Source organism: Crenobacter intestini, from assembly GCF_004919095.1.
GTDB lineage: Bacteria > Pseudomonadota > Gammaproteobacteria > Burkholderiales > Chromobacteriaceae > Craterilacuibacter > Craterilacuibacter intestini.
In genome coordinates this window covers 129320-155558 of record NZ_STGJ01000010.1, presented here as the reverse complement: position 1 = coordinate 155558, position 26239 = coordinate 129320, and the positions used below count along the sequence as shown (strand labels likewise).

Sequence of the window (26239 nt, the reverse complement as noted above, 5' to 3'; positions counted from 1 at the left end):
ACACCTCCTTGTGGCGCCTAGTGTGAGGCTCTCGTGGTGTCTAGGAAAGGAGGGGCGATTCAAGCTGCGGTGCGGGAAGGGGCGGGAAATTTGCAGCAGGCTGCAACGAGTGCAGCAAAAATGCAGCAAAAAAGGCGGCGCAAAGCAAAAAGCCCACCTAAAGGCGGGCTAAATGCTTGAATCTATTGGCTCCCCGAGCAGGGCTCGAACCTGCGACCTGCGGATTAACAGTCCGTCGCTCTACCAACTGAGCTATCAGGGAACAAAACCTTAAACTGGCGGAGAGGGGGGGATTCGAACCCCCGTCAGGGTATTACCCTGAACACGCTTTCCAGGCGTGCGACTTAAACCACTCATCCACCTCTCCAGGTGCTCCGACTCGCCGGTTGACAGCATTTCGTCGTCAGAGGCTGCGCATTGTATAGGCCATTTTTTTACAAGGCAAGCCTTTTGTGAAATTTCCTGCGAAAAACCCGCGATTGCGATGTTTTGCCAGCGAGCGCCGGCGGCGCCCGCGCGCCCGCCGGCCGGGTAAAACGGGGTAGAATGGCGCGTCTACTTCACTCAGCCGCCCTGCCCCATGCGCATCGCCCTTGCCCAGTTCAACCCCGTCGTCGGCGACATCGCCGGCAACACCCGCAGGATCCTCGAACTCGCCCGCGAGGCGATGGCCGCCGGCGCCGACGTGCTGGTGACGCCGGAGCTGGCACTCACCGGCTACAGCCCGGAGGACCTGCTGCTGCGCGGCCACTTCTTCCGTGCGGTCAGCGCGGCGATGGACGAGCTCCTGGAGCTGGACGGCATCACGCTGGTGATCGGCCACCCGGTGCGGCTGGGCGCGGAGACCTTCAACGCGGCGACCGTGCTGCGCGACGGCAACCGTCTGGGCCAGTACCACAAGATGCTGCTGCCGAACGACCAGGTATTCGACGAGTGCCGCTACTTCACGCCGGGCGCGGCGCCTTTGGTGTTCGAGCAGGACGGCGTGAAGCTGGGCGTGCTGATCTGCGAGGACATCTGGTCGGTCGAGCCGGCCGCCGAGGCGGCCGACGCCGGCGCCGAGGTGCTTGTCGCGCTCAACGCGTCGCCGTTCCACCGCGACAAGGTCGCCACCCGTCAGGAAACCGCGCGCTACCGCGTGCAGGAAACCGGCCTGCCGCTGCTTTACGTGAACCTGGTCGGCGGCCAGGACGAACTGGTGTTCGACGGCGCGTCGTTCGCGCTTGATGCCGAGGGCGAGGTCGCGGTGCAGGCGCCGGCGTACGACGAGGCGCTTATCTTCGTCGACGTCGAGTGTGGCCGGGTGATGCCCGGCGACCAGGCGAGCCTGCCCGCGCCGACCGAGAGCGTGTACCGCGCGCTGGTGACCGGCGTGCGCGACTATATCGGCAAGAACGGCTTTGCCGGCGCCCTGCTCGGCCTCTCCGGCGGCGTCGACTCGGCGCTGACGCTGGCGGTGGCCGTCGACGCGCTCGGCGCGGACAAGGTGCACGCGGTGATGATGCCCAGCCGCTACACCGCCGACATCTCGCTGATCGACTCGCGCGACATGGTGAAGCGGCTGGACGTGCGCTACGACGAGATCGACATCTGGCCGACCTACGAGAGCTTCATGGCGGCGCTCTCGCCCGCCTTCGCGGGGCTGGCGGCCGACACCACCGAAGAGAACCTGCAGGCGCGCATCCGCGGCACCTTGCTGATGGCGCTCTCCAACAAGAGCGGCAAGCTGGTGCTGACCACCGGCAACAAGTCGGAGATGACCACCGGCTACTGCACGCTGTACGGCGACATGGCCGGCGGCTTCGCCGTGCTGAAGGACGTCGCCAAGACCCTGGTGTTCGAGCTGTGCCGCTGGCGCAATACGGTGGGCGAGGTGATCCCCGAGCGCATCATCACCCGGCCGCCGTCGGCCGAGCTGCGCCCCGACCAAAAGGACCAGGACAGCCTGCCGCCTTACGAGGTGCTCGACGCGATCATGCAGCGCTACGTCGAGGAGAACCGCTCGGGCGAGGAGATCATCGCCGAGGGCTTCGCCGAGGCCGACGTGCGCCGCGTGGTGCGCCTCTTGAAGATCAACGAATACAAGCGCCGCCAGGCGCCGGTCGGGCCGCGCATCACCCACCGCGCGTTCGGCAAGGACTGGCGCTACCCGATCACCAACCGGTTCAGCTAAATGAAGAAATCCCTGCTTTTCGTGCCGCTGCTGGCGGCGCTGGCGCTGCCCGCGCACGCGGCGGCCGTCGCCCAGCTCAAGGCCTTCGTCGCCGGCACCCGCACCGTGTCGGCGCAGTTCGAACAGACCGTCACCAGCCAGGGGCGGCAGGAGCGCGCACACGGCACGCTGGAGATCTCGCGCCCGGGCAAGTTCCGCTGGAGCTACGCCAAGCCCTACGAGCAGCTGATCGTCGGCGACGGCAAGCGGCTGTGGATCTACGACAAGGAACTCGCGCAGGTCACCAGCCGCGCGCTCGACGCGGCGCTGGGCTCGAGCCCGGCCGCGCTGCTGGCCGGCGACAACGCGATCGAGGCCAACTACAAGCTGCGCGAGGCCGGCAAGCAAGGCGGCGTCGAGTGGCTGGTCGCCACCCCGCGCCAGGCCGACAGCGGCTTTTCGTCGCTGAAGATGGGCTTTTCCGGCAATACGCTCAAAGAAATGCAGCTGACCGACAGCTTCGGCAACGTCACCGACATCCGCTTTGACGCGCTGAAGAAGAACCCGCCGCTCGCGGCCGACCGCTTCCGCTTTGCCGCGCCGCCCGGCGTCGACGTGCTGAGCGAATAAGCGCAAGCCTGCACAAGAAAACAGCCCGGCCGCTTGCGCGTGCCGGGCTGTTTTTATGTGAGAAGCCGTGTTCAGGCGTTCTCGGTGGCGACCGCAGCCACTTCGGGCTCGATATCGCCCGCGTAGACGTCGCGTTCCAGTTCGCCCTCGCTCTTGGCGACCAGCACCGCCGAGAGGGTGTCGCCGGAGACGTTGGTCGGCGTGTTGATCATGTCGATGATGCGGTCGACTGCGGCGATGGCGGCGATCACTTCCAGCGGCAGGCCGACCGACGCGAGCACCAGGCTCATCACCACCAGGCCGGTCCCCGGCACGCCGGCTGCACCGATCGCTGCGAGCGTGGTGGTCAGCACCACGGTGACCTTCTGCATCAGCGTAAGCTCGATCCCGTAGGCGTTGGCGGCGAAGATCGCCACCGCGCCCAGGTAGGTCGCCAGGCCGTTCATGTTGATGGTCGCGCCCAGCGGCAGCACGAAGGACGCGATGCTGTTGTGCACGCCGAGCTTCTCTTCGGCGACCTGCATGTTCAGCGGCAGCGTCGCGTTCGAGCTGGTGGTCGAGAACGCGAACAGCTGCACCGGCAGCATCTTGCGGATGAAGTGCCACGGGTTGAGGCCGAACACGGTCAGCAACAGCGCGTAGACGACAACCAGCATGGTCAGGCAGGCCAGATAAATGGTGCCGACCAGCGCCGCCAGCTCGGACAGGATCGCGAAGCCATTGTCGGCGGTCACGTAGGCCATCAGCGCGAACACGCCGTAGGGCGCGAACGACAGCGCGATGTTCACCAGCTGGAATACCACATGGTTGAGCGAGCGGAAGAAGTCGGCGACCACTTCGCCCTGCTTGCCGGCCAGGTTGATCGACAGGCCGAAGAAGATCGCGAACACGATCACCGGCAGGATGGCGCCGTCGGCGAAGGCCTTGAACGGGTTGGACGGCACGATGGCCATGATGGTGTCGACGAAGGACGGCACTTCGGCCACCTTGGCCACCGCCGGCATTTCGTAGCCCAGCCCCTGGCCGATGCCGAAGAAGCTGGCCAGCGTCATCGACAGCGCGCCTGCGGCGGCCATCGTCACCATGTAGATCAGCAGGGTCTTGCCTGCGACGCGGCCCATCTTCTTCAGGTCGCGCATCGCGGTCACGCCGCACACCAGCGACACGAAGATCACCGGCATCACGACCATACGGATCAGGGTGATAAACAGGTCGCCGACCGGCTTGAGGACCATCGCCCAGTCGCCGGCGATAAAGCCGGTGGCGACGCCCAACACTAGGCCAAGCAGAATCTTGGCCCACATGGGCAGGGGCGCCCGGGATGCCTTGCTCATTCTCTCCACTCCCTTTTATTCGGTTCTGAATACCCGAATGTAGTGGGGAGCGTCACCCGCCGTCAACTTCGAAAGCACTTGCTTTTGGCATAATGGGCTAAGAAAACGCGTTATATAGCAACCGAGTAGCGCGATCAGACCAAATGAAAGTCGAAAGATGCGCCGTCGTGCGCTACCTCGACCCCGCGCGGGCAGCGCGCGGACAAGGCGTGGTATTCGAGTTCGTGGGTCATGTGGATCAGTACGGTGCGCTCGGCGCCCAGGCACTCGGCCCACGCCAAAGCCTCGTCCACCGACAGGTGCGACGGGTAGGGGCGCTCGCGCAGGCAGTCGAGGAACAGCAGCCGCACGCCAGAGAGCAGGGCGACGCTGTCGCCGGGGATGTCGGAGACGTCGGTCAGCCACGCCATGTCGCCGATGCGCCAGCCGGTGCACGGCCAGCTGCCGTGCTTGAGCGGCACCGGCGTCACCACCGTCGTGCCGAGCGAGAATGGCCCGTCGACGTCGTGCGGCACCAGCACCGGTTTGTCCCACACCGGCGTCGCCGGCATCAGCGTGTAGCCGAAGCGGGTGCGGATGTTCTCCATGCTGAAGGCGTTACCGAACAGGTCGATCGGGCCGCGCTTCACGTAGCAGAACGCGCGCAGGTCGTCGATGCCGCCCAGGTGGTCGGCGTGCGGGTGCGTGTAGAGCACCGCGTCGACACGGGTAATCCCCTCGCGCAGCGCCTGCGCGCGCAAGTCCGGCCCGGTGTCGATCAACACGCCCGCGCCGGGCACTTCGACGTAGGCCGAGCAGCGGGTGCGGCGGTTCTTCGCATCGGCCGACACGCAGGTCGGGCATGTGCAGCCGATCGCCGGCGTGCCGGAGCTCGACCCGCAGCCAAGGACGGTGATGCGCCCCTTAAGCACGACGCGCCTTGGCGAACAGCCTGAAGAAGTTTTCGGTACTCGCCTCGCCGATCGCCTCGGCGCTCACCCCGCGCAGGGTGGCGATATGTTCGGCCACATGCGCGACAAAAGCCGGCTCGTTGGTCTTGCCGCGGTAAGGTACCGGCGCAAGATACGGCGAGTCGGTCTCGATCAGCAACCGGTCAAGCGGCACCTTCTGCGCGACCTCGTGGATCTGCTTCGCGTTCTTGAAGGTGACGATGCCGGAGAACGAGATATAAAAGCCCAAGTCGAGCGCCGCACGCGCGACATCCCAGCTTTCGGTGAAGCAGTGCATCACGCCGCCGGCCTCCCCCGCGTTTTCAGAGCGCATGATGGCGAGGGTGTCGTCGGCCGACTCGCGGGTGTGGATCACCAGTGGCAGGGCGGCGCGGCGCGCGGCGCGGATATGGCGTGCGAAGCGCTCGTGCTGCCAGGAGAGGTCTCCCTTGCACCAGTGGTAGTCGAGGCCGGTCTCGCCGACGCCGACCACCTTGGGGTGCGCCGCGTATGCGACCAGCTCGTCTTCGCTGGGGGTGAACGCGTCTTCGCTGTCCGGGTGCACGCCGACGGTGGCGAACAGTTCGTCGTTCTGCTCGGCGAGCGCGAGCACGTCGGGGTAGCTGTCCATCGCGACGCCGATCACCACCGCGTGCGTCACCCGCGCCACGCGCATATTGGCAAGGACCTCGGGCAGGCGCGCCGCGAGGTCGGGAAAATTCAGGTGGCAGTGCGAATCGACGTACATGGCAGGCCCGGTGTCGCCGCCCCTTGGGCAGCGGTATGCATTACATGGTGTGGGTGGTGCGGCTCGAGTTGAGCACGCCGCCCAGCAGTTTCTCGATCTTGTCGCGCGCCTGGCTGCCGGCTTCGTCGGCGGCAAACTCGACGCCGATGCCCTGCGTGCGGTTGTTGTTGGCGCCGGCGGGGGTGATCCACACCACCTTGCCCTTGACGGCGACCTTGGCCGGCTCGTCCATCAGCGTCAGCAACAGGAACACCTCGTCGCCCAGCTGGTACTCGCGCGCGGACGGGATGAAGATGCCGCCGTTGCCGACGAAGGGCATGTAGGCGGCGAACAAGGCGCTCCGCTCGCGGATCGACAGCGACAGCACGCCGGCCCGGCCGGCGTCGGCACGCTCTGGGGCGTTGGCTTCCATGCTAGGTCTCCTTCAGGCAAAAACCTTCAGATACTCCACCAACAGCGCCTCAAGCTGCAAGCGCACGTTGAGCGTGTGTTGTCCGAACGGTACCAGGCGGGTCAGCGCGTCCTGGCAGCGCATCAGCGCGGCCAGGTTGGCGCGCCGCGCCAAAAGCGCCACGGCGTCCGCCTCGTCCGGATGGTAGCGCACGCGGTGCGCGAGCCTTTGCGCGGCGATGTCGGCGAGCCACTTGGCCAGCCACTCCAAGGGCTGGGCGAGCGGCAGCTTGTGGCGGTCGACCTCTTCAGCGGCGGCGAGCACGCCGACCAGCGTCGGCGTCTTCAGCGCGGACAGGAACTGCGCGCGCAGGCGGTACAGCGCCTCGTCGTGTTCGAACACCGGCGCGCCGCCATGCCAGGCCAGCTCAGCCTCGGCGTGGGCGACGCCCTGCGCCTTGAGCCAGGCAAGCGCGACCTCGTGCGACGGGCGCGACAGCGAAAACTTGCGGCAACGGCTGCGGATGGTCGGCAGCAGGCGCTGCGGACGGTCGGCGACCAGCAGGAACACCGTGTTGTCCGGCGGCTCCTCGAGCACCTTGAGGATGGCGTTGGCGGCAGCCAGGTTCAGCTTCTCGGCCGGCTCGACCAGCACCACGCGGCGGCCGTGCCGGTGCGCGGTCAGCTGCGAGAACTCGATGATCTCGCGCACCGCCTCGATCTTGATCTGGGACAGCTTGCGGGCGCTCTTGCCGCCCTCCTCCTTGCCCTCGTCGGCGGCTTCCGGGCACAGGTGGCGAAAATCGGGGTGGGTGCCACTGGCGAGCCAGCGGCAGGACTCGCAGCGGCCGCAGCCACGCCCGTCTTCCAGCGGCGTGTCGCACAGCAGCGCGCGGGCGAGCGAATACGCGAAGTCGACCTTGCCGATGCCCTCGGGGCCGGTCAGCAGCCAGGCGTTGGGCAGGCTGTCGAACTCGCGCACGATGCGCCGCCAGTCGTCCTCTTGCCACGGGTAGCGCATCAGGCCTGCTCCGCGAAGCGTGCCAGCAGTTGCGCAAGCGCCTGCTGGATCACGGTAATCGGCTGCGTCGAGTCGATCACCACGAAACGCGGGTCGTCCTTGGCGCGCGCAAGGTAGGCGTCGCGCACCCGGCGGTGGAAGTCGGCCGCCTCGCGCTCGAAGCGGTCGAGGTTGCGGCTCGCGGCCATGCGCGCCGCGGCGACCTCGGTCGGCACGTCAAACAGCAGGGTCAGATCCGGCTGCAGGCCGCGCTGCACCCATTCTTCCAGCACCTCGATGCGATCAAAGGCAAGGCCTCGCCCGCCGCCCTGGTAGGCGAAGGTCGCGTCGGTAAAGCGGTCGGACACCACCCAGCGCCCGGCCGCAAGCGCCGGGCGGATCACCTGGGCCAGGTGCTCTTCGCGCGCGGCGAACATCAACAGCGTCTCCGTCTCCAGCGACACCCGGGTGTCGACCGCGAGCAGGAGTTCGCGCAGGCGCTCGCCAAGCGCGGTGCCGCCGGGCTCGCGGGTAAACACCGCGTCGACGCCAAGCTGTGCGAGGGTGTTCTGGATAAACGAGAGATGGGTGCTCTTGCCGGCACCGTCCACGCCTTCGAGCGTGATGAAACGCGCGCGCATCACTCGCCTTTCTTCAGGATGAACTTGCGGACCGCCGCGTTGTGCTCGGGCAGCGATTCGGAAAAATGGGTGGTGCCGTCGCCGCGCGCGACGAAATACAGCGCACGGCTCTCGACGGGCTGGGCGGCGGCGGTCAGCGCCGCCTGCCCGGGCAAGGCGATCGGCGTCGGCGGCAGGCCCGCGCGGGTATAGGTGTTGTACGGCGTGTCGCGGCGCAGGCCTTCCTTGCCGATGCGGCCCTGGTAGCGCTCGCCCATGCCGTAGATCACCGACGGGTCGGTCTGCAAGCGCATGCCGATCTTCAGGCGGTTGACGAACACCGACGAAACCTGCGGCCTGTCGGCCTCCTTCGAGGTCTCCTTCTCGATCAGGCTCGCCATGATCAGCATCTCGTACGGGTTCGAGTACGGCAGCCCCTCCTGGCGCGCGTCCCACGCGCTTTGCAGGTGCTGCTGCATGGTGCGGTAAGCGCGGCGCATCACGTCGACGTCCGAGCTGCCGGGCACGAAGAAATAGGTGCTCGGGAAGAACATGCCCTCGGCGCTCTGCCCGGTCGCGCCGAGTTCGGCCATGACCCTATCCTCGCTCCAACCGGCGCTGACCGGCTTGAGGTCCTTCTCGCGCGCGAGCGCCTGGCGGAACTGGCGGAAGGTCCAACCCTCGATCACCGTCACGCTGGGCTGGTCCGGGCTGCCCTCGGAGAGGCGGCGCAGGATCTGCCACATCGCGACCGGGCTCGAGAATTCGTAGAGGCCGGCCTTGAGCTTGCGGTCGGCGCCGCTCGCGCGCGAGAGCGCGATCATCACCCAGCGGTTGCGGATCGCGCCTTCCTCTTCAAGGGTGCGGGCGACCTGCGAGAGCGTGCGGTTGGGGCCGACGGTCACGCTGTAAGGCGTTGTCGGCAGGGAGACCGGCACGGCGACGACCCAGGCGAGCCAGAGGGCGCCGGCGGCCAGCAGTGCGGCGAGCGTACGGATGAACAGGGAACGCATCAGGCGGAATACGGATCGGGTGAAAAAGTGGCTGCCATGATACCACCACGCGACTAGGGCCCGCGCGGGGTCAGTTGCAGGCCAAAGCGCGCGGCGAGTGCATCGTGGCCGGCGAGCGCGAGCGGCAGTTCCACCCCGCCCAGCATCACCGTCGCAGGCAGGCCCGCCGCCTCGCCGTCCCAGCCGGGCAACAGCTCGTCAACCAGCGGCAACAGCTCCCTGTCGTCGATCAGCGCGAGCGAGCCTGCGAACGACGCGTAGAGCTCGCCCTCGGGCGTCAGCCACAGCGCGTCAACGCTGCCTGTCACGCCATCGGGCGCGGCACGCCAAGCCCCCGCCTCGCGGCGGATCACCCTTGGCGCGCGCGCGCACGCGACAAACACCTGCTGCGGGCCGTTCTGCACGTAGGCACGCCCGGCGGTGTCGAGCGCGTAGTTGCGCGCAAGAAAGTCCGTGAGCGCGGCGTTGCCCACCCGCTCGCCGGTGAGCCACCAACGCCCGCGGGCGTCCAGCGCGAGAAAGCCGTACACCGCCGGCACGTCGGGCCACTTGGCCATCGCGGCCAGTACCATCGCGTCCATCATTGCTCCTTAACCCTGCTCGTTCCTGAGTACCGCCAGGGGCGGCACCCGCGCGACCTTGCGCAGCAGCGGCCAGCCAGCGGCGAACACCAGCAAGAGTCCAGCCAGCACGCCGCCGGGGACCAGCCAGAGGGCCGGCCAGTGCGCGAGCGCGAGCACCTTCACAGAGACCACCGCGCCGGCCGCCCACGCGCCGGCACCGGCGATCAGGCCCGCCAAGGCGCCGACAAAGGCCAACTCGCCGGCAAGCATCGCCGTCAACTGGGCGCGCGAGGCGCCCAGCGCGCGCATCAGCGCCATGTCGACCTCGCGCTCCTGCCGCGTCGCGGCGAACACCGCCCACATCACCAGCACGCCGGCGGCCAGCGCCAGCACGAACATCAATTCGATCGCGTGCGCGAGCCGCTCGACGATGGCGCGCACCTCGGCGATCACATTGCCCACGTCGATCACCGTCAGGTTCGGCAGCGCGTGCACCAGTTCGCCGACAAAGCGCTCGCGCGCAGGCGGCAGGTAAAAGCTCGCGATGCGGCTTGCCGGCAGGTGCTCGAGCCAGGCCGGTGGCGCGAGCACGAAGAAGTTGGCGCGGAAGCTGTCCCACGCGACCTTGCGCAGGCTGGTCACCTTCGCTTCGAAGCGCTCGCCGCCCGACTCGAAGGCGAGCGTGTCGCCCATGCGGATGCCCAGCGTAGCGGCGATGTCCTCCTCGACCGAGAACTGCGGCGTTGCCGGCGTGCCCCACCAGCGCCCGGCGCTGACCGTGTTGGCGGCCGGCAGGCCGGCGCTCCACGACAGGTTGAATTCGCGCTCGGCCAGGCGCCGCGCACGCGCGTCCTCGTAACGCGCGGGGTCGAGCGGCACGCCGCCGATCGCAACCAGCCGCGCGCGCACCATCGGGTAGGTCGGTGGCGGCACCAGGCGCGCCCTGGCGAACGCCGCGTCGAACGCCGCCTGCTGGTCGGCCTGCAGGTTGATCACGAACTTGTTCGGCGCGTCAGCCGGTACGCTCGCCTGCCAGGCGCCGACCAGGTCGGCGCGCACCACCGTCATCAACAGCAGCGCGAACAGCCCGACCGACAGCGCGACGATCTGCGCGAGCGCGAGCGTCGGCCGCCGCGCGAGGCTGGCCACCCCGTAGCGCCAGCCCGGCCGGCTGCCGGCGCGCGGCGCGCGCATCAGCTTCAACAGGCCCCACGCCATCAGCGCGGCGAGCGCGAGAAAGCCAGCGAGCGCCGGCAGCAGCCACAGCGCGATCAGCGCGTCGCCTAGTTGCAGCGCGGCGAGCAGCAACAAGGCCGCCAGCGACAGCAGAGGCCAGGCAACGCCGGCCCTGGGCGGCGGCAACTCGGCGCGCAGCACCGCAAGCGCCGGCACCTGGCGCAAGGCGAGAATCGGCGGCCAGGCGACGCCGAGCGTCAGCACCAGCGCCGCGGCGAAGCCGACCAGCACCCCGGCGGCCGACGGCGCAGGCAGCGGCAACGACAACAAGGGCGCGACGGCCGCGGCAAGCGCCGACTGCACCGCAAAGCCGGCGAGCACGCCGACCACGCCGGCGGCCACGCCCAGCCAGGCGAGCTGCCAGCCGAACAGCGCGCCGATCGCGCCGGACGACTGCCCCTGCGCGCGCAAAAGCGCGACGGTGCGCCAGTGGCGCGCGAGATACCGGCGCACCGCGAGCACCACCGCGGCAACCGACAGCGCGACGGTCAGCAGCGCGGTCATGCCCAAGAAACGGCGCGCGCGCTCGAGCGCGACGCGCACCTCGGGCCGCGCCTCTTCGACGTTCTCCAGCCGCGCGCCGTTTGGCAGCCTGGGCTTCACCCAGGCGCCGAATTCGGCGACGCGCGCGCTGTCGCCGGCGACCAAGAGCCGGTAGCGCACGCGGCTGCCCGGCCCGATCAGGCCGGCGGCCGCCAGGTCCGCCTCGGCCATCATCAGCCGCGGCACGAAGCCGTACATGTCGGCGATCGCGTCCGGCTCGCGGATCAACAAGTTGCCGACCGTCAGCCTGAGGCGGCCGACGCTGACCTTGTCGCCGGCCTTGAGCCCCAGCCGCTCGGCGAGCCGCGCGTCGACCCACGCCTCACCCGGCGCCGGCCCCCGCGCGAGCACCCGCTCGCGCCCCGCCGCGTCGGCGATGGTCAACTCGCCACGCAAGGGGTAGGCCGCGTCGACCGCCTTGATGTTGGCGAGGGTCACCCCGGCGTCGGTGCCGGCCATCGACGGGAAGGTGGTGGTGTGCGCGAGCGTCAGCCCCAGCCGCGCCGCCTCGGCCTGCCAGGCGGCAGGCGCCGGTGCGCCGGACGACACCGACAAATCGGCCGCCAACAGTTGCGCCGCCTGCTCCGACAGCGCGCGCTCGAAGCGCGACGCGAACATCGACACCGCGCTGATCGCGGCGACCGCCAGCGCGAGCGACAAGGCGAGCACCGTCAGTTCACCCGCGCGCGCCTCGCGCAGCAACAGGCGCCAAGCAAGCGCCGCCTTCGGGAAGCGATTCATGCGCCGGCCCCGCCCAGCACGCCGTCCTCGATACGCAATACCTGCTCGCAGCGCGCGGCCAGCTTCATGTCGTGGGTGACCAGCACCAGCGCGGTGCCCGCCTCGCGGTTCATGCCGAACAGCAGGTCGCCGACCTCGTGACCGGACGCGGCGTCCAGGCTGCCGGTCGGCTCGTCGGCGAACAGCAAGGCCGGCTCGCCGACAAAGGCGCGCGCCAGCGCGACGCGCTGCTGCTCGCCGCCGGAGAGGTGGCGCGGGTAGTGGCCGAGGCGGTGGCCAAGCCCCACCCGCCCGAGCATCGCGCGCGCGGCCGCCTCGGCGCCGGGATAGGCGGCCAGCTCCAGCGGCAGCAGCACGTTTTCCAGCGCGGTCAGTTGCGGCAACAGCTGGAAGTTCTGGAACACGAAGCCGACCCTCGCGAGGCGCAGCGCGGCGCGCGCGTCTTCATCCAACGCGGAGAGCGGCTGCCCGAACAGCGTCACCTCGCCGCCGCTGGCGTGATCGAGCCCGGCCAACAGCGCGAGCAGCGTCGACTTGCCCGAGCCGGACGCGCCGACGATCGCCAGCGACTGGCCGCGCGCGAGGGAAAGCGACGCTTCCTTAAGGATGGTCAGGTGCTCGCCGTGGTAGTCCACTTGCCGACTGAGTGCGCTCGCCACCAGAATCGGGGCATTGTCATCGTGAAGGTTGGTCATGCTGCGTCTTTTCTTTTGCCTGTGGGTAGCCCTCGCCGCGCCGTGGGCGGCGGCCAAGACCGTACTCGTGTTCGGCGACAGCCTGTCGGCCGCGTACGGCATGAAGACCGAGGCGGGCTGGGTCGCCCTGCTGGGGCAGCGCCTCGCGCCGGCGCACCGCGTGGTCAACGCGTCGGTCAGCGGCGAGACCAGCGCGGGCGGCCTCGCCCGCCTGCCCGCCACGCTAGCACGCGTGAAGCCCGACGTGCTGGTGCTGGAGCTGGGCGGCAACGACGGCCTGCGCGGCCTGCCGCCGGCTGAGCTCTCGCGCAACCTTGCGCGCATGGTCGAGCTGGCGCGCGCGCGCGGCACCCGCGTGCTGCTGGTCGGCATGGCGCTGCCGCCCAACTATGGCCCCGACTATACGGCAAGGTTCCGCGCCGTTTATGACGACTTGGCAAAAAAGGCACGCCTCGCCTACGTGCCGGTGCTGGTCGCCGGCTTCGAGACGCGCATGGACTGGTTCCAGGCAGACGGCATCCACCCGACCGCCACCGCGCAGCCGGTGATGGCGGCCACCGTAGAGAAGGCGCTGCGCCCGCTGTTGAAACCGTAGGGCAACAAAAGCGTCATCTTGCCCACAAGGCGGGGGGACAAGGCTGGGGAGCAGCTGTGGATAAGCCGCGCGGATGCCCGCCCCACGGGGCATCGCCAGCTGCTGCGCAAAAAACGGGCAATCCACCATACGCCCCGAAATCCACGGCCACCGGCATGGCCAGACAAAAACGGCTGCAAACGCGCAACCCCGTTGCGCCCTTGCAGCCGTTTGTTTGGTTTGGGGAGAAGGATTCAGAGTGTATTCACGCGCTCGCGAGCGAAGGCGAGACAAGGCGAAAACGGCGGAGAAAGCGGAATGTACAGAGGGTACATGAGCATTTCGCAGCCGTTTTCAACGCCGTATCGTCGATGCGCAGCAGATCGTGGACAGTTTCTCAGCGTACCGCGACGCGCGGCGCCCCTTCGGTCAACCGGCCGATCACCGCCGCATAGCCGAAGCCAGCGGCGTGAAACAGCGCGAGCACTTCGTCGGCGTGCGCCGCGTCGACCGTCGCCAGGAGGCCGCCGCTGGTCTGAGGGTCGACCAGGATGCGCTGCTGCCAGCTTGCGACATCCGGCGCGAAGTCGACGTCGTGGCCGAAGCTCGCCAGGTTGCGCTCGATCGCGCCCGGGCCGACGCCCGCCTCGGCGAACGGCCGCGCCTCGGCGATCACAGGCACGCGGGACATCTCGACCTCGGCGCCCAGCTTGGCGCCGCGGCACACCTCGAGCAGGTGGCCCAACAGGCCGAAGCCGGTGACGTCGGTCAGCGCGTGCACGTCCGGCCGCGCGGCCAACTGGCTGCCGACGCGGTTGAGCTGGGTGGTCGACGCGATCAGCGCGTCGTAGCCGGCCTGGGAGAGTTCGCCGCGCTTCATCGCCTGCGCGAGCACGCCGACGCCAAGGCCCTTGCCGAGGATCAGCACGTCGCCCGCACGCGCGTCCGAGTTGCGCTTGAGCTCGGCCGGGTCGACCACGCCCAATGCGACCAGGCCGTAGATCGGCTCGGGCGAGTCGATCGAGTGGCCGCCGGCGACCGGGATGCCCGCCGCGTGGCAGACCGACTCGCCGCCGTCGAGGATGGCGCGGATGGTTTCGGGCGGCAGCACGTTCACCGGCATGCCGACGATGGCCAGCGCCATGATGGGCGTGCCGCCCATCGCGTAGATGTCCGAGATCGCGTTGGTCGCGGCGATGCGGCCGAAGTCGAACGCGTCGTCTACGATCGGCATGAAGAAGTCGGTGGTCGCGACGATCGCCTGCCGCTCGTTGAGCTGGTACACCGCGGCGTCGTCGGCCGTCTCGCGGCCGACCAGCAGGTTGGGGAACGCCATCTTCTCGCGCGCGCCGGAGAGAATGGTCTCGAGCACCGCCGGTGCAATTTTGCAGCCGCAACCGCCGCCGTGCGACAATTGCGTCAATCTGATATCCGACATGAAAAGTCCTTCAAAATCATGCTTTACAAGCAGGCCAACGTAGCACAGCTGGTGGAGTTTGACGAGGTGATCGACGTGCGCTCGCCGTCCGAGTTCGCCGAAGACCATATCCCCGGCGCGATCAACTGCCCGGTGCTGGACGACGACGAGCGCCGCCTCGTCGGCACGCTCTACAAGCAGGATTCGCCGTTCGCCGCGCGGCGGGTCGGCGCGGCCCTGGTCGCGCGCAATATCGCCCGCCATATCGAGGAGAAGTTCGCCGACCGCCCCAAGCGCTGGAAGCCGCTGATCTACTGCTGGCGCGGCGGCCAGCGATCCGGCTCGATGGCGCTGATCTTTTCGCAGGTCGGCTGGTACGCGCACCAGCTCGACGGCGGCTACAAGGCGTACCGGCGCGACCTGCTCGAGCGCTTCGACACCCTACCCGCCACGCTCGACTTGCGCGTGGTGTGCGGGCCGACCGGCTCGGGCAAGAGCCGGCTGCTCGGCGCGCTTGAGCGCGCCGGCCGCCAGGTGCTCGATCTCGAAGGCCTCGCCCGCCACCGCGGCTCGGTGCTGGGCAAGCTGCCGGACGCGCCGCAACCGTCGCAGAAGCACTTCGACTCGCTGTTGATGCAGGCGATGCTATCGCTCGACCCGGCGCGCCCGGTCTACATCGAGTCCGAGAGCAAGAAGATCGGCACCGTCGCGCTGCCGCAGGCCCTGTTCGACCGCATGCACGAGAGCCGCTGCGTGCTGGTGGAGGCGCCCTTGGCCGAGCGCGTGCGCTTCCTGCTGGAAGACTACGACTTCTATGTGGCGGAGCCGGCGCGCCTGATCGAGCAGCTGAACTGTCTGAAGGCCCTGTACCCGAAGGAGACGCTAGCCGCGTGGCGCACGCTGATCGAGGGCGGCGACTTCGACACTCTGGTTTCACTGTTGCTCACCGAGCACTACGACCCGCTGTACCGCCGCTCAATGGGCAAGCACTACGCGCACCTGGCCCAAGCGACGCCGCTTGCGCTTGCCACGCTGGACGACGCCGCGCTCGACACGGCCGCACGCTTGCTGGACGCCTGATGCAGCACGCCGACCTCGACTGGGAAGACGGCCAGCCGCGCTCGCGCGCCTTCGGCGACGTCTATTTCTCGCGCGACAGCGGGCTTGACGAAACCCGCCACGTCTTTCTCGCCGGAAACCACCTGCCCGAGCGCTTCGCCGCGCTTGCGGCCGGCGAGCGGCTGACCGTCGCCGAGACGGGTTTTGGCACCGGCCTCAACTTCCTCGCCGCCTGGCAGTTGTTTGACGCGGTGGCGCCCGCCGGCGCCCGCCTCGACTTCGTCAGCACCGAGAAGTACCCGCTCTCGCTCGCGGACCTTACGCGCGCGCTCGGCGCGTGGCCGGCGCTCTCCCCTTACGCCAACGCCTTGCTCGCCCTGTACCGCGGCGTGGTACCGGGCTTTCAGCGCTTCGTATTCGCTGGCGGCCGCGTGGTGCTCACCCTGCTTGTCGGCGACGTGCTCGAGACGCTGCCGCAGCTTGATGCGCGCGTTGACGCGTGGTTCCTCGACGGCTTCTCGCCGGCGAAGAACCCCGACATGTGGGTGCAGGCGCTGTTCGACGCGATGGCCGCGTGTTCGGCGGCAGAGGCAAGCTTCGCGACCTTCACCGCCGCCGGCTTCGTGCGCCGCGGCCTGACGGCCGCCGGTTTCGCGGTGAAGAAGGTGCCGGGTTTCGGCAGCAAGCGCGAGATGAGCGTCGGCACCCTCTCGCACGCGCCCGAACGTCTCTGGCGGGCGCCGTGGCTGGCCCGCCCTGCCGTCGTAACCGGCCGGCGCGCGCTGGTCATCGGCGCCGGCATCGCCGGCGCCAGCGCCGCAGCCAGCCTCGCCCGCCGCGGCTTCGCGGTGACGGTTATCGAGCGGCACCCGCACGCCGCGCAGGAGGCGTCGGGCAACCCGCAAGGCGTGCTCTACCTCAAGCTCTCCGCGCACGGCACCGCGCAGACGAGCCTGCTGCTCGCCGCGTACGGCTACGCGCTGCGCACGCTCTCTTGCACGCTCAACAAGGGAGAAGACTGGGATGACTGCGGCGTGCTGCAGCTCGCCTTCGACGAGGCCACCGCGCACAAGCAGGACGCGCTCGCCGCAGCCTTCCCCGAAGCGCTGCTCAAGCGTGTCGACGCTGCCGGGGCGAGCGAGCTCGCCGGTATCGCGCTCGCCGAAAAAGCGCTGCACTTCCCGGAAGGCGGCTGGATCAAGCCGCCGGCGCTGGTGAACGCGCTGCTCGCGACACCCGGCGTCTCCTGCCACTACGGCGTGGCGGCACAGGCGCTCGCGCGCATGGATGATATCTGGCGGCTGACGCTGGCAAACGGCGAGACGCTGGACGCGGACCTGGTGGTGGTCGCCTGCGCCAACCAAAGCGGCGCGCTGCTGCCGGACGCGCTGCTGCCGCTCAAGCCTATCCGCGGCCAAGTGTCGGTCGCGCCGGCCACCCCTCAAAGCGCTCGGCTCAAGACCGTGCTGTGCGGCGAAGCCTACGTCGCGCCGGCCGCCGACGGCGCGCACACCTTCGGCGCGACCTTCGACTTCAAGTCGACCGACACCACGGCGACACTCGCCGACCACCGCGCCAACCTGGCCGCGCTGACCGAGCTCTGCCCCGCGCTGTTTGCGGCGCAGGGCGGCGACGCGCCCGCGCCCGGGGCACTCGGCGGCCGCGCCGCGCTGCGCTCGAGCACGCCGGACTACCTGCCGCTGGTCGGCCCGCTGGCAAGCAGCGCGGGCATCAGCGAGGCCTACGCCGAACTTGCCCGCGACGCGACGCTGCCGCTGACCACGCCCATGCCCTGGCTGCCCGGCCTTTACATCAGCGCCGGCCACGGCTCGCGCGGCATGGTCAGCGCGCCCCTGGCCGGCGAGCTGATCGCCAGCCTCGCCTGCGGCGAGACGCTGCCGCTGCCCGGCCCCATCGTCGACGCGCTGTCCCCGTCGCGCTTCGCGCTGCGCGCGCTGATGCGCAGGAAAAAGGCCTAAACCGGGGCGGCCACTGCCGCCTCGCACAGCGCGCGGATCTTTGCCGGCAAGGGCACGCTCTTGCCGGCGGCGTAGTCGACCCACACCAGCGTCACCTCGCCCAGCGCGTAGACGGTGTCGCGGTCGTCGCCCACGTAGAAGTGGTGGCGCAGCCTGAGGCTGGAGCGGCCCAGATGCTCCAGTTCGATCGACACGGTGACGGTCGCCGGGTAATTGATCTCGCGCTTGAAGTGGCAGGCGGTGTGCGCGATCACCGGGCCGACCGCGCCCGGCTCGATCGGCAGGCCGATGTCTTCCAGCCACTGCACGCGCACTTCTTCGAGCAGGCGGAAGTACACCGTGTTGTTGAGGTGGCCGATCGCGTCGAGGTCGCCCCAGCGCACCGGCAACTGCTTCTCGCCCAGGCTGGGCAAAGTTTTCTGCATCGCGTACCCTTTCCTTTTAATGCAAAAAGAATAACACGCCGCACCACGGCATGGCCGGATCCGCCCCCCGTCCTGTCCGGGTACGCCCTCGCCGCGGCGCTTGCCGGCGCGCATGCTGTGGCCGTCAACCACACGCCCCGCCACCAAGGAGAGACCATGCCCGCCGCCCTGATCGTGATCGACGTCCAGCAATCCTTCCTGCACCGCCCGTACTGGTCGGATGAGGACCTGCCCGCGTTCCGCGCGGCCCTCATCCGGCTGGTCGCCGGTTGCCGCGCGCGCGCCGTGCCGGTGGTGCATGTGCTGCACGAAGACGGCGAGTGGCCGTTCGACGCGGCAAGCGGCCTGGTACGCCCGCTTGACTGGCTGCCCGCAGAGGCTGATGCGACCTTCATCAAGCAGGTGCACAACGCGCTGACCGGCAGCGGCCTCGCCGACTGGCTCGCCACGCGCGGCGTCGACACCCTGCTGATCGCCGGCATCCGCACCGAGCAGTGCTGCGAGACGACCGCCCGCGTCGCCGCCGATCTGGGCTACCGGGTCGACTTCGTCAGCGAGGCGACGCTGACCTTCGCGATGCAGGATGCGCACGGGCACTCCGTCAGCGCGGCCGCCATCAAGGCGCATACCGAGCTGGTGCTCGCCGGCCGCTTCGCGACCATCCGCGACGTTGACGCTGCGCTCGCGGCGCTGGACGCACGGGAGGGCGCAGCATGTCCATAAGGGACCGCCTGCTCGCGCTCGCCGTCGTCGCGGTGTGGGGCTTCAATTTCGTGGTGATCAAGTGGGGCGTCGCCGGCGTACCGCCGTTCGGCCTGGGCGCGCTGCGCTTTGCCGCCGCCTTCGGCTGCGGGGTGTTCCTGGTGCGTGCGCCGGCACTGCCTTGGCGCTACCTCGCCGCCTACGGGCTGACCATGGGCTTTGGCCAGTTCGCCTGCCTGTTCTGGGCGATCAAGGCCGGCATGCCGGCGTCCGCCGCGTCCATCGTGCTGCAGGCGCAGGCGCTGTTCACCCTGCTCCTCGGCGCCTTGTGGCTTTCCGAGCCGGTCAGCGCCCGCCAGTGGCTGTCGCTCGTGGCGGGCAGCGCGGCGCTTGCACTGATCGCGCTGGACGGCGGCAAGGCGCTGCCGTGGCTCGGCCTCGCGCTGACGCTCGCCGGTGCCGCCAGCTGGGCGATGTCCAACCTGGTGGTGCGCCGTGCGGTGCGCGACGGCTACCGGCCGGACGCACTCGCGCTGGTGGTCTACGCAAGCGCGGTGCCCATCCTGCCCTTCGCGCTGATGTGGGCGCTGTTCGAGCAGGGCGCGACCGACTGGCCGTCGGTGTTTTCCGCGAAGAGCGTGTTCGCCGTCGCCTACCTGGCGCTGGTCGCCACGCTGTTCGGCTACGGGGTGTGGAGCCGGCTGCTCGCCCGCCATCCGGCAAGCCAGGTCGCGCCGTTCAGCCTGCTGGTGCCGCTGTTTGGCGTGCTGTTCTCGGTACTGCTCTTGGGCGAGCGGCTGAGCCCCCTGCAGATCGCCGGCGGCGTGCTGCTGATCGGCGCGCTGTTGGCCGGTAGCGGCACGCTGCGCCTGCCCGCCTTTCGGCGCAAGGCGGCCGGATGAATACACCCGTCTATTTCGTGCTGACGCCGAACTACCTCGCGCTCGACTTCGCGGGCCCCGCCGAGGTGCTGCGCGTCGCCGCCGACGAGGGGCTCGCGCTCACCCTGTCGACGGTCGGCCCCGAGCGGCGTTGCCAAAGCTCGCTGGGGCTCGTCAGCGAGATCGACCCGCTGCCGGACGCGCTGCCCGACAACGCGCTGCTGGTGCTGGTCGGCACCGTCAACGAGGCGCACGACTATCAAACCGAGCCGGCCCTAAGGCTGGTGCACTGGCTTGGCAGTAGCCTGCGCACGGACACCCGCGTCGCGTGCATCTGCTCGGGGGCGCTCATCGCGGCGATGGCCGGCCTGCTGGATGGCCGGCGCTGCACCACCCACCACGCGCTCACCGCGACGCTGCGCACGCTCGCGCCTACCGCGCTGGTCGAGGAAAACCGCCTGTTCGTCGAGGACGGGCCGCTGGCCACCTCGGCCGGCATCACCGCCGGCGTCGACCTTGCGCTGCGCCTTGTCGAGCGGCTGGGCGGCGTGGAACTGGCCGCCCGCGTCGCCCGCCGCATGGTGGTGTGGGCGCGGCGCAGCGGCGCCGACCCGCAACTGCCGCCGCAACTGGCCGCGCGCAAACACCTGCACCCGGCGGTGCACCGCGCGCAGGACGCGCTGGACGCGGACCCCGCGCGTGGCTGGACGCTCGCCGAACTCGCCCGTCTCGCCTGCGTCAGCGAACGCCACCTGAGCCGGCTGTTCCGCGAGCACGCCGGCTGCAGCGTCGGCGCGTACCGGCAGGCGCTGCAGCTGGCACGCGCCCGCGCCGCGCTCGAACAAGGCGCGACGGTCGAGGCGGCGGCGAGCGAGGCAGGCTTCGACAGCGCGCGCACGCTGCGCCGGCTGTGGCGCGCGCGCTACGGCGACCCCCCTGCCGCCGGCCGCGTACACCGAACCCGTGGGCGATAGCGCTCGCACACGCCATGCCAACGTGATTCAATCGTCCGTTTGAAAGACTGCCGCCGCTACACGGGTGCGGCAGGCCGATGGCGCGCCAGACGCCGCAGACGAGAAAGAGGGTCATGCACACACGCGAAGAAAGCCTGTATATCGACGTGGGCGGCGGCGAGCGCCTGCACCTGCGCCGCATCCGCCACGCCACGCAAGAAGACGGCCCGCCGCTGCTCATGCTGCACGGGGTGATGGGCAACGGCCGCATCTTCTATAGCGATTCGGGCAAGGGGCTCGCGCCGTGGCTCGCCGCCCAGGGCTGCGACTGCTTCGTGCTCGACCTGCGCGGGCGCGGCCAGAGCACGCCGCCGATCAGCCGCGCGAGCCGCCACGGCCAGCACGAGACGATCTGCGCCGACCTGCCCGCCGCGCACGCACTGGTGCGCCGCCTGCGCCCGGACAGGCCCGCGCACTGGGTCGCCCACTCCTGGGGCGGCGTGCACATGCACAGCTGCCTCGCGCGCCACCCCGAAATCGCCGCCGGGGTCGCCAACGCCGTCTACTTCGGCAGCAAGCGCAGCGTGCACGTGAAGAACCTCAACAAGCTGATCGAGGTCGACCTGTTCTGGAACCTCGCCGCGCGCGCGCTGGTCCGCGCCGTCGGCTACCTGCCGGCCAGAAAGCTGCGCTTGGGCGCCGACAACGAGAGCGACCGCAGCCACCTGGACAGCAAGCGCTGGGCGAAGGTCGCGCCGTGGGTCGACGCCGACGACGGCTTCGACTACCGAGCGGCCGCCCAGCGGGTGGCGCTGCCGCCTACCCTCTACTTCGCCGCGCCGCGCGACCCCTGCCGCGGCCACGTCGACGACGTGCGGCGTTTCCGCGACGAATCGGGCGCGCACCTGGGACGCGTGCACCTGCTCTCTCGCGCGCTCGGCCACCGCCACGACTACGACCACGTCAGCCTGCTCACCCACCCGGACGCCGCCGCCGACCACTTCCCGCTGGCGCTTGCGTGGCTCTTGGGCGACTACGCGCACGTCAGGGAAAATATCTAGCTGTATTTCATCATTCAGGCGATCTGCTTATGGCAACATGGAGCCAAAGGAGAACGCAGATGGAAACGCTGTACCGCACACAGGCTGACAGCCTCACCGACCGCATCGTCGACGCGCTCGCGACCCAAGGCTGGGTCGTCGTCGACGACGTGTTCACGCCCGCAGAAGTGCAGGCATTGCGCGAGGCGTGCCTCGCGCGCTGGGACGGCGGCGACTTCCGCGCGGCGGCCGTCGGCAAGGGCGGCGGCGAGGCGGTGCGCAGCGAGATCCGCTCCGACTCGGTACTGTGGCTGAACGAGGCAGACGACGCGCCGGCGATCACCCGCTACTTCGACACCATGGACGCGCTGCGGGTCGCGGTGAACCGCGGCCTCTACCTGGGCCTTGCCGACCTCGAGGCGCACTTCGCGGTCTACCCGGCCGGCAGCTTCTACAAGAAACACCTCGACCGCTTCCGCGACGACGACGCGCGCACGCTGACGTCCGTGTTTTACCTGAACGAGGGCTGGCCCGCCGGCGCCGGCGGCGAGCTCAGGCTGTATCTGGACGCCGATTGCCGGCAATCGGTCGACATCCGCCCGCAAGCGGGCACCATGGTGCTGTTCCTGTCCGACCGCTTCTGGCATGAGGTACTGCCGGCACGCCGCCAGCGCCTGTCGCTGACCGGCTGGTTCCGCCGCCACGGCGGCGTGATGACGTGGTAATCACCAATCGCGTGGTAGAATCCCTAGATAATTAAACGGCCCGGCGGCGCCGGGCACAGCAGGGGATTCTATGTCTGGCAATAGCATGGGACTGTTGTTCACGGTCACCTCCTTCGGCGAGAGCCACGGCCCGGCGATCGGCTGCGTGGTCGACGGCTGCCCGCCCGGCCTCGAGTTGTGTGCCGAAGACATCCAGCAGGACCTCGACCGCCGCAAGCCCGGCACCAGCCGCCACGTGACGCAAAGGCGCGAGGCGGACGAAGTCGAGATCCTCTCCGGCGTCTACGAGGGCAGGACCACCGGCACGCCGATCGCGCTGTTGATCCGCAATACCGACCAGCGCTCGCGCGACTACGGCAATATCGCCGACACCTTCCGTCCTGGCCACGCCGACTACAGCTACTGGCACAAGTACGGCGTGCGCGACCCGCGCGGCGGCGGGCGTTCGAGCGCGCGCGAGACCGCGGTGCGCGTCGCCGCCGGCGCCATCGCCAAGAAGTGGCTGACCGAGAAGTTCGGCATCGTGATCCGCGGCCACCTCACGCAACTGGGCGAGATCGAAATCCCGTTTACCGGCTGGCCGCACGTCGCGGCCAACCCCTTCTTCGCCGCCGACGACGCCATCGTGCCGCGCCTCGAAGACTATATGGACAGCGTGCGCAAGTCGCTCGACTCGGTCGGCGCCCGCCTGCGCGTGGTGGCGGAAAACGTGCCGGTCGGCTGGGGCGAACCGGTGTACGACCGGCTGGACGCCGACATCGCGTGGGCGATGATGAACATCAACGCGGTCAAGGGCGTCGAGATCGGCGCGGGCTTCGCGTCGGTCGCGCAAAGGGGCTCCGAGCACGGCGACGAGCTGACCCCCGAGGGCTTCGCCAGCAACCACGCCGGCGGCATCCTGGGCGGCATCTCGACCGGGCAGACCATCGAGGTCGGCGTCGCCATCAAGCCGACCTCCAGCATCGCCCAGCCGCGCCGCTCGATCGACAAGGCAGGCAACGCGCTGACCATGGAGACGCACGGCCGGCACGACCCCTGCGTCGGCATCCGCGCGGTGCCGGTCGCCGAGGCGATGCTCGCGCTGACGCTGATCGACCACGCGCTGCGCCACCGCGCGCAGAACATGGACGTCGCGGTCGGCACTCCGCGCATCGCCGGCCCTGCCCGTTCGATCTGACCCAGGCAAGAGGCCGGCCCATGCTCAAGACCCTTTTCGGCGCCCGCGACAGCACGCGGCACGCGCAGGCGGACGACCAGCCGCTACCTTCGGCGATCGGCTTCGCGCGGCAGCAAGCGCTGTTCGACGCAAGGCTCAGGCTGTGCGGCAACGACTTCTCGCTCAGCCGCGCGCTGGGCGAGACGGGCGCGCACGGCGCGCACTTCGACCGCCAGCTGTTGCAGGTGCTCGCCAACCTCGGCGCGGTACGCGAGAACTCGCCGCGTTTCGCGCTGGTGCGCCTGCAGACGGCCGCTTCCGTCGACGCACCCGAACTCTTAGCGCTGCCCGCGTCGCGCCTGATCCTCTACCCAGCACTCGATAGCGCAGACTTCACCGCGCTCGAGGCGACCTCGGCGCGGCTCTCGGCGTTCAAGTCCCGCGGCGGCCGCCTCGCGCTGCCCGCCACCGACCACGGCCAGCCGCTGCCCGCGTCGCTGCTCGCGCTCGCCGACCTGGTGGTGCTCGACCTCGCCGGCGACAGCCGCAGCGTCCTGGGCGCGCTCGCCGGCCGCGGCCTGCCCGCCGCCCCGACCCTGCTGGCCGACCGGATCGGCTCCGAGGAGGCGCTGGCGGCCTGCCTGAAGCTTGCCGGGCACCGCCGGCTGCTGCTCTCGGGCAGCGTCTTCGCCCAGCAGCGCCCGCGCGTCGACGCGCGCGCACAGGCGTCGAGGCTGCGCGTGCTCGAGATCCTGCGCCTGCTGCGCTCGGGCGCGCCGGTCGCCCAGATCGAGGCGCAGTTCAAGCTCGACTCGACGCTGCTCTTCAAGTTGCTGCGCTACATCAACTCGCCGGCGATGGGCTTCTCGCGCCGCATCCAGACGCTGGAAGAGACGCTGATGCTGATGGGGCGCGATGCACTGCTGCGCTGGCTGTCACTGCTGTTGTTCACCGCCGGCGACGAGGACGCGGCCGCCGGCGCGCTGATGGAGCGCGCGCTGCGCCGCGGCCGCTTCATGGAAACGCTGGGCGGCGAGCTGGGCGCCAAGCGCATCGAGTGCGAACACCTGTTCCTCGCTGGGATGTTCTCCGAGCTCGACAAGCTGCTGGGCATGCCGATGGCCGAGGCCGTCGCCCCGCTTGAATTGCCGGTGCCGGTGCGCCAGACCCTGGTCGACGGGCGCGGCCTGTTCGCGCCACACCTCAACCTTGCGCGCGCGCTGGAAACGGGCGACGACGCGCAGGCGGGCACACTCGCGCGCATGCTGGGCGTCGGGTTCGCCCGCGCTGGCATGCTGGACGTCGAGGCGGCACAATGGGCGGAATCGCTCAGCTGCGCGCCAGAGACCGCCCCCGACTGAACTTCCACCAGGCAAGCCCATGCTCAAATCCCTGTTCGGCAACCGCGCCGACGCGGCCCCCGCCCCGGCCACGCCGGAAAACGGCGAGGCGCCGCTGCCGGCGACGCTCGGCTTCGTCGGCCACCAGCCGATCTACACCGCCCGCCACGAACTGGTCGCCTACGAGTTCGCGCCGCGTGACGCCGGCCACCGCAACATGATGGCGGCCGGCACCCTCAACCGGCACGACCAGCTGCTGCTGCAGACGCTCGAAAACCTCGACATCTTCAGGCTGCTCGAGCGCCGGCGCGCGTTCATCAACCTGTCGCTGGACGCGCTGGACGACCCGCTGCTGCCTTCGCTCGCAGAGAAGCGCGCGATCTGCATCGTGTCGCCGGCCGAAAACGACGGCGCGCTCACGGCCGCGCTGCCCGCGATCAAGGCGCTGCGCGCGGCCGGGCTGTCGTTCGCGCTGGAGCCCGCGCTGTTCCCGGAAACCCGCTTTTCGCCTGCCGTGCTCGACGTGCTGTTCGCCGAGATGAATTTCCTCGTGCTCGACTTCTCGGCGCAGACGGAAGACCTGCTCGAGCCCCTGCTCGCCCGCCTGCCGCAGCGCTACCCGCACGCGCGCTGGTACGCGCGCAACGTCAACTCGATGGAGGCTTACGAGGTGTGCCGGCGCAGCCAGGGCGCCAGCGAGCGCTTCGTGCTGTTCAGCGGCCCCTACCTGACCCGGGCGCCGGCCCGCCACGGCAGCGGCAAGGTCGACACCGGCCAGTTGAGGGTGATGGAAATCCTGCGCCTGTTGCGCAGCGGTGCCGACAACGAGGCGATCAACGCGCAATTCAAGCTCGACTCCGTGCTGCTGTTCAAGCTGTTGCGCTTCATCAATTCGCCGGCCAACGGCCTGAGCCGCCAGGTGCAGACGCTGGACGAAACCTTGTTGCTGCTCGGCCGCGAGGCGCTGTTCCGCTGGCTGTCATTGCTGCTGTACACCGCGCCGCGCGAGGATGGCCGCAACCGCACGCTGCTCGAGCGCTCGCTGTGGCGCGGGCGCTTCCTGGAAAGCCTGGGCCGTGCGCAGGGCAATAACCGCCTCGAGTGCGAACACCTGTTCGTCACCGGGATGTTCTCGACGCTGGACGCGCTGTTCGAGCAGCCGTTGTCCGACGCGATCGCCCCGCTGTCGCTGCCACCCACCATCTCGTCGGCGCTAATCGACGGCCAAGGCCTGTTCGCGCCCTACCTCGCGCTCGCGTTCTCGCTGGAAAAAGGCGACAGCGCACGCGCCGCCGCGATCGCCGCCCGGCTGGGCTGCCAGCCCGAAGCGGTCAACCGCCTGCAGCTCGAGGCGATGGCCTGGGCGCAGAAGGTCGCCGCCGAGGGGGGTTGAA

The 26239-nt window shown here is 69.6% G+C and carries 25 protein-coding genes and 2 tRNA genes; 13 read left to right on the top strand and 14 right to left on the bottom strand.

The features are described from left to right. Positions 1-186: 186 nt before the first annotated feature. Together E5K04_RS10480 and E5K04_RS10475 are read right to left on the bottom strand one after the other, a co-directional pair. Positions 187-262: transfer RNA gene (locus E5K04_RS10480), tRNA-Asn, on the bottom strand. Between the two features lie 14 nt (positions 263-276). After that, positions 277-367, bottom strand: a tRNA-Ser gene (locus tag E5K04_RS10475). 213 nt (positions 368-580) lie between these two features. Here E5K04_RS10475 and E5K04_RS10470 point away from each other — a divergent pair. Both E5K04_RS10470 and lolA read left to right on the top strand, forming a co-directional pair. After that, positions 581-2173, top strand: a complete 1593-nt coding sequence (locus E5K04_RS10470; protein WP_136553759.1) for an NAD+ synthase — start codon at positions 581-583, stop codon at positions 2171-2173. Continuing rightward, positions 2174-2782, top strand: a complete 609-nt coding sequence (lolA, locus tag E5K04_RS10465; protein ID WP_136553757.1) for an outer membrane lipoprotein chaperone LolA — start codon at positions 2174-2176, stop codon at positions 2780-2782. Positions 2783-2853: 71 nt separating this feature from the next. Here the strand turns inward: lolA and E5K04_RS10460 are convergent, their stop codons facing one another. From E5K04_RS10460 to E5K04_RS10415, 10 genes are all read right to left on the bottom strand, one after another. Next, entirely contained in the window at positions 2854-4116 is a 1263-nt protein-coding gene (locus E5K04_RS10460) for a dicarboxylate/amino acid:cation symporter (RefSeq protein WP_136553755.1), read from the bottom strand. 134 nt (positions 4117-4250) lie between these two features. Further along, the gene (locus E5K04_RS10455; RefSeq protein ID WP_136553752.1) at positions 4251-5027 is read right to left on the bottom strand and encodes an MBL fold metallo-hydrolase; all 777 of its coding nucleotides are present in this window, start codon (positions 5025-5027) and stop codon (positions 4251-4253) included. After that, positions 5020-5793, bottom strand: a complete 774-nt coding sequence (locus E5K04_RS10450; protein WP_136553750.1) for a TatD family hydrolase — start codon at positions 5791-5793, stop codon at positions 5020-5022. Before E5K04_RS10450 ends, E5K04_RS10455 begins: the two co-directional genes overlap by 8 nt. 40 nt (positions 5794-5833) lie before the next feature. Next, positions 5834-6205: a PilZ domain-containing protein gene (locus tag E5K04_RS10445; protein WP_136553748.1), complete on the bottom strand. Its 372-nt coding sequence runs from the start codon at positions 6203-6205 to the stop codon at positions 5834-5836. A gap of 12 nt (positions 6206-6217) precedes the next feature. Then, on the bottom strand, positions 6218-7204 hold the full coding sequence (holB, locus tag E5K04_RS10440) for a DNA polymerase III subunit delta' (RefSeq protein WP_136553746.1): 987 nt from the start codon (positions 7202-7204) through the stop codon (positions 6218-6220). Further along, positions 7204-7824 (bottom strand): dTMP kinase, encoded by a 621-nt coding sequence (tmk, locus tag E5K04_RS10435; RefSeq protein WP_205700340.1) that lies wholly within the window; start codon positions 7822-7824, stop codon positions 7204-7206. The genes holB and tmk overlap by 1 nt, the downstream gene beginning before the upstream one ends. Then, positions 7824-8816 (bottom strand): endolytic transglycosylase MltG, encoded by a 993-nt coding sequence (gene mltG / locus E5K04_RS10430; RefSeq protein WP_136553742.1) that lies wholly within the window; start codon positions 8814-8816, stop codon positions 7824-7826. Before mltG ends, tmk begins: the two co-directional genes overlap by 1 nt. A gap of 53 nt (positions 8817-8869) precedes the next feature. After that, the gene (locus tag E5K04_RS10425; protein WP_168929207.1) at positions 8870-9397 is read right to left on the bottom strand and encodes a DUF2946 family protein; all 528 of its coding nucleotides are present in this window, start codon (positions 9395-9397) and stop codon (positions 8870-8872) included. A 9-nt stretch (positions 9398-9406) separates the two neighbouring features. Further along, complete coding sequence (locus tag E5K04_RS10420) at positions 9407-11899, bottom strand: ABC transporter permease (RefSeq protein WP_136553738.1); 2493 nt, start codon at positions 11897-11899, stop codon at positions 9407-9409. After that, positions 11896-12594 (bottom strand): ABC transporter ATP-binding protein, encoded by a 699-nt coding sequence (locus E5K04_RS10415; RefSeq protein ID WP_136553736.1) that lies wholly within the window; start codon positions 12592-12594, stop codon positions 11896-11898. The genes E5K04_RS10420 and E5K04_RS10415 overlap by 4 nt, the downstream gene beginning before the upstream one ends. Here E5K04_RS10415 and E5K04_RS10410 point away from each other — a divergent pair. Further along, on the top strand, positions 12593-13189 hold the full coding sequence (locus E5K04_RS10410; protein ID WP_136553734.1) for an arylesterase: 597 nt from the start codon (positions 12593-12595) through the stop codon (positions 13187-13189). The genes E5K04_RS10415 and E5K04_RS10410 overlap by 2 nt on opposite strands. A 376-nt stretch (positions 13190-13565) precedes the next feature. Here the strand turns inward: E5K04_RS10410 and selD are convergent, their stop codons facing one another. Further along, positions 13566-14606 carry a selenide, water dikinase SelD gene (gene selD / locus E5K04_RS10405; RefSeq protein WP_136553732.1) on the bottom strand — a complete coding sequence of 347 codons (1041 nt, stop codon included), beginning with the start codon at positions 14604-14606 and terminating at the stop codon, positions 13566-13568. 18 nt (positions 14607-14624) lie between these two features. On the opposite strand from selD, the gene mnmH reads away from it, so the two are divergent. Both mnmH and mnmC read left to right on the top strand, forming a co-directional pair. Further along, positions 14625-15665: a tRNA 2-selenouridine(34) synthase MnmH gene (gene mnmH, locus E5K04_RS10400; RefSeq protein ID WP_136553730.1), complete on the top strand. Its 1041-nt coding sequence runs from the start codon at positions 14625-14627 to the stop codon at positions 15663-15665. Next, positions 15665-17623, top strand: coding sequence for a bifunctional tRNA (5-methylaminomethyl-2-thiouridine)(34)-methyltransferase MnmD/FAD-dependent 5-carboxymethylaminomethyl-2-thiouridine(34) oxidoreductase MnmC (mnmC, locus tag E5K04_RS10395; RefSeq protein WP_136553728.1), 1959 nt, complete (start codon positions 15665-15667; stop codon positions 17621-17623). Before mnmH ends, mnmC begins: the two co-directional genes overlap by 1 nt. Here the strand turns inward: mnmC and E5K04_RS10390 are convergent. Next, entirely contained in the window at positions 17620-18048 is a 429-nt protein-coding gene (locus E5K04_RS10390; protein WP_136553726.1) for an acyl-CoA thioesterase, read from the bottom strand. The two genes, mnmC and E5K04_RS10390, sit on opposite strands and share 4 nt — an antisense overlap. 156 nt (positions 18049-18204) lie before the next feature. Here E5K04_RS10390 and E5K04_RS10385 point away from each other — a divergent pair, with 156 nt between their 5' ends. From E5K04_RS10385 to E5K04_RS10350, 8 genes are all read left to right on the top strand, one after another. Beyond that, positions 18205-18771: an isochorismatase family protein gene (locus tag E5K04_RS10385; RefSeq protein ID WP_136553724.1), complete on the top strand. Its 567-nt coding sequence runs from the start codon at positions 18205-18207 to the stop codon at positions 18769-18771. Then, entirely contained in the window at positions 18762-19652 is an 891-nt protein-coding gene (locus E5K04_RS10380) for an EamA family transporter (protein ID WP_136553723.1), read from the top strand. The genes E5K04_RS10385 and E5K04_RS10380 overlap by 10 nt, the downstream gene beginning before the upstream one ends. Further along, on the top strand, positions 19649-20605 hold the full coding sequence (locus tag E5K04_RS10375) for a GlxA family transcriptional regulator (RefSeq protein ID WP_136553721.1): 957 nt from the start codon (positions 19649-19651) through the stop codon (positions 20603-20605). The genes E5K04_RS10380 and E5K04_RS10375 overlap by 4 nt, the downstream gene beginning before the upstream one ends. 113 nt (positions 20606-20718) lie before the next feature. Further along, complete coding sequence (locus E5K04_RS10370; RefSeq protein ID WP_136553719.1) at positions 20719-21645, top strand: alpha/beta hydrolase family protein; 927 nt, start codon at positions 20719-20721, stop codon at positions 21643-21645. Between the two features lie 59 nt (positions 21646-21704). After that, the gene (locus E5K04_RS10365; RefSeq protein ID WP_136553717.1) at positions 21705-22349 is read left to right on the top strand and encodes a 2OG-Fe(II) oxygenase; all 645 of its coding nucleotides are present in this window, start codon (positions 21705-21707) and stop codon (positions 22347-22349) included. 70 nt (positions 22350-22419) lie between these two features. After that, on the top strand, positions 22420-23526 hold the full coding sequence (gene aroC / locus E5K04_RS10360; protein ID WP_136553715.1) for a chorismate synthase: 1107 nt from the start codon (positions 22420-22422) through the stop codon (positions 23524-23526). A 20-nt stretch (positions 23527-23546) separates the two neighbouring features. Further along, complete coding sequence (locus E5K04_RS10355) at positions 23547-24866, top strand: EAL and HDOD domain-containing protein (RefSeq protein WP_136553712.1); 1320 nt, start codon at positions 23547-23549, stop codon at positions 24864-24866. A gap of 19 nt (positions 24867-24885) precedes the next feature. After that, a complete protein-coding gene (locus tag E5K04_RS10350; protein WP_136553710.1) occupies positions 24886-26238 on the top strand; it encodes an EAL and HDOD domain-containing protein in 1353 nt (450 codons plus the stop codon). The last annotated feature ends 1 nt before the right edge of the window (position 26239 follow it).